Annotated in this window: 8 protein-coding genes; all 8 read left to right on the forward strand. The window is 66.4% G+C overall.

The genetic code is table 11. The features are described 5' to 3' along the window. Positions 1 to 85 precede the first annotated feature (85 nt). The 8 genes from VMI09_15510 (at position 86) to lptC (ending at position 6,908) form a co-directional block, all read left to right on the forward strand. Complete coding sequence (locus VMI09_15510; GenBank protein HTQ26094.1) at positions 86 to 739, forward strand: tetratricopeptide repeat protein; 654 nt, start codon at positions 86 to 88, stop codon at positions 737 to 739. A 168-nt stretch (positions 740 to 907) separates the two neighbouring features. Continuing rightward, positions 908 to 2,350 carry a D-alanyl-D-alanine carboxypeptidase family protein gene (locus tag VMI09_15515; protein ID HTQ26095.1) on the forward strand — a complete coding sequence of 481 codons (1,443 nt, stop codon included), beginning with the start codon at positions 908 to 910 and terminating at the stop codon, positions 2,348 to 2,350. A 4-nt stretch (positions 2,351 to 2,354) separates the two neighbouring features. Next, the gene (locus VMI09_15520) at positions 2,355 to 2,483 is read left to right on the forward strand and encodes a hypothetical protein (protein ID HTQ26096.1); all 129 of its coding nucleotides are present in this window, start codon (positions 2,355 to 2,357) and stop codon (positions 2,481 to 2,483) included. A 174-nt stretch (positions 2,484 to 2,657) separates the two neighbouring features. After that, positions 2,658 to 3,401 carry a 3-deoxy-manno-octulosonate cytidylyltransferase gene (kdsB, locus tag VMI09_15525; GenBank protein HTQ26097.1) on the forward strand — a complete coding sequence of 248 codons (744 nt, stop codon included), beginning with the start codon at positions 2,658 to 2,660 and terminating at the stop codon, positions 3,399 to 3,401. Between the two features lie 19 nt (positions 3,402 to 3,420). Further along, positions 3,421 to 5,082, forward strand: coding sequence for a CTP synthase (locus VMI09_15530; protein HTQ26098.1), 1,662 nt, complete (start codon positions 3,421 to 3,423; stop codon positions 5,080 to 5,082). After that, positions 5,079 to 5,915 (forward strand): 3-deoxy-8-phosphooctulonate synthase, encoded by an 837-nt coding sequence (gene kdsA, locus VMI09_15535; protein ID HTQ26099.1) that lies wholly within the window; start codon positions 5,079 to 5,081, stop codon positions 5,913 to 5,915. Before VMI09_15530 ends, kdsA begins: the two co-directional genes overlap by 4 nt. Positions 5,916 to 5,931: 16 nt before the next feature. Continuing rightward, a complete protein-coding gene (locus VMI09_15540) occupies positions 5,932 to 6,258 on the forward strand; it encodes a hypothetical protein (GenBank protein HTQ26100.1) in 327 nt (108 codons plus the stop codon). Positions 6,259 to 6,305: 47 nt separating this feature from the next. Further along, positions 6,306 to 6,908 (forward strand): LPS export ABC transporter periplasmic protein LptC, encoded by a 603-nt coding sequence (gene lptC / locus VMI09_15545; GenBank protein ID HTQ26101.1) that lies wholly within the window; start codon positions 6,306 to 6,308, stop codon positions 6,906 to 6,908. Positions 6,909 to 7,013: the final 105 nt, after the last annotated feature.

The following is a 7,013-nucleotide window of genomic DNA, read 5'->3' on the forward strand; positions in this document are numbered from 1 at the left end:
CCGTTCGGCTTCTTGGTGGCGGGCTAGGACATTGAGTATTCACCCCGCGTTTCGGCTTCTCTTCGCGTTACTGATTTGCTCGGCAATGTCGGGGCCGAATGTAGCCTGCGCTTCGAGCACCGGGACCGATAACCAGGTTTGCGACCCGCAGGCCGATTATTACCTCGGGATGGAGGACTACCCAGCGGCTATTCGCCGCCACCTCGTCGTCATCCGCGAACATCCCGACAACGCACTTGCCCACTACCATCTCGGCTTCGCCTACGGCGTCACCGGACAGCATCGGCCCGAACTGCGCGAATACCGGCGCGCGGTGGACTTGGGACTCGATGACTGGCAGGTGTTTCTTAATCTGGGGCTGGCCTACCTCGAAGAGGGCCAACTGCAGGGTGCAACCCAGGTGCTGCGCCTTGCGGCTCTGCTCGGACCCTATCAGCCTGAAACCCACTTCAACCTTGGACTGACTTACGAGCGGCGCGGGATGCTCACCGAGGCGGAACGCGAGATGCTGTTTTCGCTGAGGCTCAACCCGCAGGAGGTCGACGCGCGCAACACGCTCGGCCTTATCTACGCCGAAGAAGGGCGGTTCCCCCTTGCGCGCGAGGAGTGGTCGGACCTGCTGAGTGCCGACCCGGCCTACACGCCCGCGCGCGAGAACCTGGCGATACTCAAACGCGCGGAACTCGCGGGCGCCAAAGGCGCCTCGGACCGCGTGGCTGATTTCGCGCGCGGCCGCTGAGCCGGCGCGATCCTGTCGACAAGCCCGCCGACCGGGAGTGGCGGAGAACGAGGTGGTGGCCGAGGTGGCGGGATGACTATATTAGGCAGGCTATCCAGAAGCCCGGCGAGAATATCGGTGGTGAAAAAGCTCGGGCTATCACGGCAAAAAGGACTTCGGCGGTCACAATTGATTTTCGCGGCGGCGATCGCGTTGTCGGCCGCTCTGGCAACCGTTGCCGCGCCTGCCCGTGCAAGCTACAAGCCTCATCGGCGGCACGCCTCGCACCGCCATCGCCAGATACGCACGGGCACGGTCGCTTATCATGCCCTGTTGCTCGAGGATGCCGACACCGGCAGGATTCTCTACGACTACAACGGCGGCATAGATTGGCCTCCGGCCTCGATGGCCAAGATGATGCTGCTGATGGTGGCCGAAGACCAGATCAAGGCCGGCCGCGTTCATTTGAGCTCGCCCGCGGTCATCAGCGCCAACGCGGCCTTCACCGGCGGTTCACGCCTGGGCCTGCGTGCCGGCGAGGTAGTTCCCCTCGGCGAGCTGATGAAGGCCGCGCTTATCCGCTCAGCCAACGACGCCGCGGTTGCGGTGGCCGAGGAAGTTTGCGGATCGACCGAGCGCTGCGTCGAGATGATGAACGCGCGCGCGCAGAGTCTCGGGATGACCCACACGGTTTACGGCACGGTCGAGGGTCTGCCGCCCACACCGCTGCACGACGCCGATGTAACCAACGCCTATGACCTGGCCAAGCTCGCGCGCGCGCTCATCCATTCGACCGACCTGCTGCAATGGTCCTCGATGGCGACCGCGTCGTTCGACGACGGCGCGGCGACCCTGCACAACACCAATCATCTGATCGGCCATTTCGAGGGCGCAGACGGAATCAAGACCGGCTTCACGCTGAAGGCCGGGTTCAACCTGACCGCGACCGCGCAGCGCGGAAACATGCGGCTGGTCGCGGTAGTGCTGGGCGCGCCGTCCAATGCGCAGCGTTTCGTGCAGGCCGCCAAGTTGCTCGAATACGGCTTCGACAACTTCGAGAAGGTCGAGGTCGTCAGGCAGGGCCAGCTGCTGCCGATGCAGGTGCGGGTGGGAACGAATGAAGTGATGCAGCCGGTGGCGCAGCGCACGGTCTCGGCGGTGGTGCCGAAGAAGGATGCGGCGAACCTCAAGATGGATTTGGCCGTCCCGGCCTCGCTCTACGGGCCGCTGGTGGCCGAGCAGACCGTCGGCGAGGTTATCGTGCGCGACGGCAGCGAGGTGGTCGCGACGTTCAACGCGGTCTCGCCGTATCCGGTGGGCCAGCAACCGTTCCCGTCCGGCCAGCAACTCCCGGCGGTGGCTGAGGCGCCGAGTGCGCCCGTGCCCGAAGCCGCGAACGAGCGGGGCGCGACGATCCGCGTCACCTCTCCCGCCGGCCAAGCCGCGGCAGCGATGGGTCAGCCCGTAGCCGCGGCCTTGCCCGCCACATCCGCAGGCCAGCCCGCCGCGGCGCTGCCGCCTCCTGCAGCGGCCGCGCCGGTGAATGCTCCCGTCGCCTCTATCAACGCGGCCGCGGCGCCGATAAACGCCGCCGCGGCGCCGGCAACCCAGAACCTGACTCCCGTAAGGTGAATCGATGAATCAGACTTCCCGCCAGCGCAACCGGCGCAATCGCAAACTCGCGCGCAAGCGCCGCACCGACGCGATCCAGGTGCGCAGGCGCAAAACCCGGATGCGCAGGACGCGCAATCGCAGGACAGCCTGACACGCAGGCACGCGTCCGACGCGCGGTTCGATTTTTCCGCGCGCCGTCAACTCCGCGTTGTGGACCGAATTCCCGGCGCGAAATTGACATCGTGGGCCGCCGCCAGCTACTAATTATTGTGCGGTTGCGCTCGGAGTCTTCCGGTTCCTGTACATCGTCTGCGGAGTTCGCTCGATGGCCGATGGAATAGTCGGCGTCATCCCGGCGCGCTTTTCCTCGACCCGGCTGCCGGGCAAGGCGCTCGCCGAAATCGAGGGGCTGCCGATGGTCGTGCGGGTGTGGCGCCGGGCGGCCGGGGCGCGCGCGCTCGATCGCGTGATCGTCGCGACCGACGACGAGCGAATCGCGCGCGCGGTGGCCGATGCTGGCGGCGAAGCGATGATGACCTCGCCGGCGCATCAGAGCGGCACCGATCGAATCGCCGAAGTCGCCGCCAAGGTGGCGGCCGCGATCTATATCAACGTGCAGGGCGACCTGCCGTTTATCGATCCGGCCGACCTCGACGCGCTCGCGGCGCCGATGCGCGCCGACAAGGATATAGCGATGGCGACGCTCGCGACTCCGATCACGGACGCCGAGGAGTGGCGTAATCCGAACGCGGTGAAGGTCGTATGCGACGGACGCGGCGACGCGCTGTATTTTTCGCGCGCGCCGATTCCATGGCCGCGCGACGGCGCCGCGCCGCCCGCCGCGGCGCGCCGTCATATCGGCGTTTACGCCTATCGCCGCGAGTTCCTGCTGCGTTTTGCCAAGCTTGAGCCGGGCGTGCTCGAAGCGCTCGAGAAGCTCGAACAACTGCGCGCGCTCGAGCGCGGCTTTCGGATCAGGGTGGTGGCTTCCGTGGCGCCGTCGCTTGAGGTAGATACTGCCGAGGACCTCACGCTCGCGCGCGCGCACGCACGGCGGCTCGGCGGCTGAAAGCCGGGGAGGACCTACAGTGGAGCGCGACAACAAGACCAAGTTCATCTTCGTGAGCGGCGGCGTGGTTTCCTCGCTGGGCAAGGGCCTCGCTGCGGCTTCGCTCGGCGCGCTGCTCGAGGCGCGCGGGCTGCACGTGACGCTGCTCAAGATGGACCCGTACATCAACGTCGACCCGGGCACGATGAGCCCGCTGCAGCACGGCGAGGTCTTCGTGACCGACGACGGCGCCGAGACCGACCTCGATCTCGGCCACTACGAACGCTTCCTCGAAACCCGGATGAGCCGGCGCAACAACTGCACCACCGGCCAGATCTACGACACCGTGATCCAGAAGGAGCGCCGCGGCGACTACCTCGGCGCGACCGTCCAGGTCATCCCGCACATCACCGACGAAATCAAACGGCGCATCCGCGAAGCCGCCGAGGGCTTCGATCTCGCGATCGTCGAGGTCGGCGGCACGGTCGGCGACATCGAGAGCCTGCCGTTCTTCGAGGCGATTCGCGAGTTCCGCTGGGACTACGGGCGCGACAATGTGCTGTACGTCCATCTTACCCTGGTCCCGTTCATCCCGGCGGCCGGCGAGCTCAAGACCAAGCCGACCCAGCACAGCGTCAAGGAGCTGACCGGGCTCGGAATCCAGCCCGACATCCTGCTCTGCCGCAGCGACCGGCCGCTGGAGAAGAAGGTCAAGGCCAAGATCGCGCACTTCTGCAATGTCGAGGAGAACTGCGTCATCTCGGCGCGCGACGTCGAATCGATCTACGAGGTGCCGCTGCGCTTTCACGAGGAAGGGTTCGACCAGCGCGTGGTCGAGAAGCTCAACATCTGGACCGGCGCGCCCAATCTCGCCAAGTGGCGGCGGATCGTCAAGACCGTGCAGAATCCCAAGACCACCGTCAACGTCGCGGTGGTCGGCAAGTACGTCAACCTGGTCGATTCGTACAAGAGCCTGCACGAGGCGATCGCCCATGGCGCGATCGCCAACGAGGCGCGGGTCGTAATCGACTACGTGGACGCCGAGGAGCTGGAGAAGGGCAATCCCGCGGCGCGACTGGCCGGCGCCGATGCGATCATCATCCCGGGCGGCTTCGGCGAGCGCGGGATCGAGGGCAAGATCCGCGCAGTCCGCTACGCGCGCGAGAACCGGGTGCCGATACTGGGAATCTGCCTGGGCCTGCAGATGATGGTGATCGAAATCGCGCGCGATCTCGTCGGGCTCAAGAAGGCCAATTCGCGCGAGGTCGAGGAAGACACGCCCGATCCGGTGATCGACATCATGGAGAACCAGAAGACGGTCGATCGCAAGGGCGCGACGATGCGCCTGGGGGCGTATCCCTGCGCTATCAGCCCGGGTTCGCTCGCGCTCTCGCTCTATCGCCGCAGCCGCATCTCCGAGCGCCATCGCCATCGCTACGAAGTCAACAACGCCTACCGCAAGGCGCTCGAGCAGGCCGGGTTCAAGGCCACCGGCACTTCGCCCGACAATCACCTGGTCGAGATCATGGAACTGCCGGGCCATCCATGGTTCCTCGGCTGCCAGTTCCATCCCGAGTTGCGCTCGCGCCCGTGGGACTGTCATCCGCTGTTCCGCGGGCTAATCCGCGCGGCGGTCGCGCGGCGAGCCGAGACCGCGCCCCAGCGTTCGGCCAAGGTGCGCCCGCTCAAAGCGGTGTCGTGAGCAGGCTCAAGGTAGCGGCGGGCGCAGTGGTCTTCGGCGAGCCGCGCCTAGTGCTGATTGCGGGGCCCTGCGTGATCGAAAACGCCGAGGCCTGTCTGCGCCACGCCGAGCGGCTGGCCGCGATTTCGCGCTCAAGCGGGGTCCCGATCGTTTTCAAATCGTCATTCGACAAGGCCAACCGGAGCAGCCAGGAGTCTTTTCGCGGGCCCGGCCTGCAGGAGGGATTGCGCGTGCTCGAGCGGGTCAAGCGCGAAACCGGGCTCCCGGTGCTGACCGACATTCATGAGCCCGCGCAGGCCGCGCCCGCGGCGGAGGTCGCCGACGTGTTGCAGATTCCGGCGCTCCTGTCGCGCCAGACCGATCTTATTGCGGCTGCGGCCAGGACCGGCGCCGCGGTCAACCTCAAGAAGGGACAGTTCCTCGCGCCGTGGGACATGCGCGCAGTGGTGGCCAAGGCCGAGAGCTTCGGCGGCCGGCGGCTGATCGTCACCGAGCGCGGCTTCTCGTTCGGCTACAACAACCTGGTGAGCGATTTTCGCGCGCTCGTTATCATGCGCAGCTTCGGTTACCCGGTGGTCTTCGACGCGACCCATTCGGCGCAATTGCCGGGCGCGGGCGGCGAGCGCTCGGGCGGCCAGCGCGAGTTCATCGCGCCGCTCGCGCGCGCGGCCGCCGCGGTGGGGGTGGACGCACTCTTCATGGAAGTCCACGAGGACCCCGACCGCGCGCTTAGCGACGGTCCCAATTCCTATCCGCTCGATCTCCTGCCGGCGCTGCTCGCCGACCTCACGCGAATCGATGCCGCGGCGCGCGAGGCGGCAGCGCGCGACTAGTCATTTGCGGCAGAGCATGGCGCGGCTGGCCGAAGAAAGTCCCCGCACCGCATGGCGGGCGCTCGCGGACAATCTGGCGACCGGGCTGGTGTTCCTGAGTTTTTTCGTCACGCATTGGATCGCGCAGGCGATCGCGTGGGCCAGCGCCTCGCGCAACATGAGCTGGCATCTGCTTTTCAGCCTGCTCGGGTCGCCGCTGGTTCATCTGGCGGGCGCGCAAACCGACGAATATTTCATCCTGCTCTCGGTGCCGAACAGCCTCATCTGGGCCGCGGGACTGACCTACGCGGCGGCGCGCCTGCGGTCGCGCATCGAACGAACCAGGCGCCCCGGCAAGCATTGATTTACACTCCAAACCGCCGCTGATAGCCTCATCGATGGAGCGTCGCGATGAGTCCGAAGCGGGTCGCCAAGGCGATGGGATTGTTCGGCGCCGCGGCGCTGGCCGTGGTGCTCGCAGTCGCTACTTATGTCGTGCGCCATCGCGCTCCGGTGGCGACGATCCAGCAGATGGCGGGGATTGTGCCGAGCGCGCTGCTCCACGCGCGCAACGTCAAGTGGACGCAAATGAGCGGCGGCCTCAGTCAATGGCGTCTGAGCGCGCGCGAGGCGAGTTACTCGCACGACAAGACCACGCTCATCCTGACCGACGCGGAGTTGTCGATGGTGTCCAAGGATGGCAAGGATGTCGAGGTCTCGGCGCCGCGCGCGGAAATTTCGGTGAACGGCAATCATATCACCCAGGCCCATTTGAGCGGCGGGCTGAGGATCATGTACGGCGACTTCGTGCTGACGACCGGCGAAGCGACCTTCGCCCCCGACAAGGATATCGTGAATGCGCCCGGCGAGGTGCAGGTTCAAGGGCAGGGGTTGACGGTCACCGGGACGGGCATGACCGGCCATCCCAACGAACGCAGCTTCACCTTGTTAAGCCAGACCAATACCGTGGTGATCCCGAAGAAAACCAGTGATCTCAAATCAGGCAAGTCGTAACGGCGCGGTCGGCGCGCCACGCCCGGCGCGGCGCCGCCGTGCCCGCGCCGCTGCGGCGCTTCGCAGGTTGATAGTAGGATTGGCGCTCGTGCTGGCGCGTTGCGC

The sequence above is a fragment of the Candidatus Binataceae bacterium genome (genome assembly GCA_035500095.1).
GTDB lineage: Bacteria > Desulfobacterota > Binatia > Binatales > Binataceae > JAKAVN01.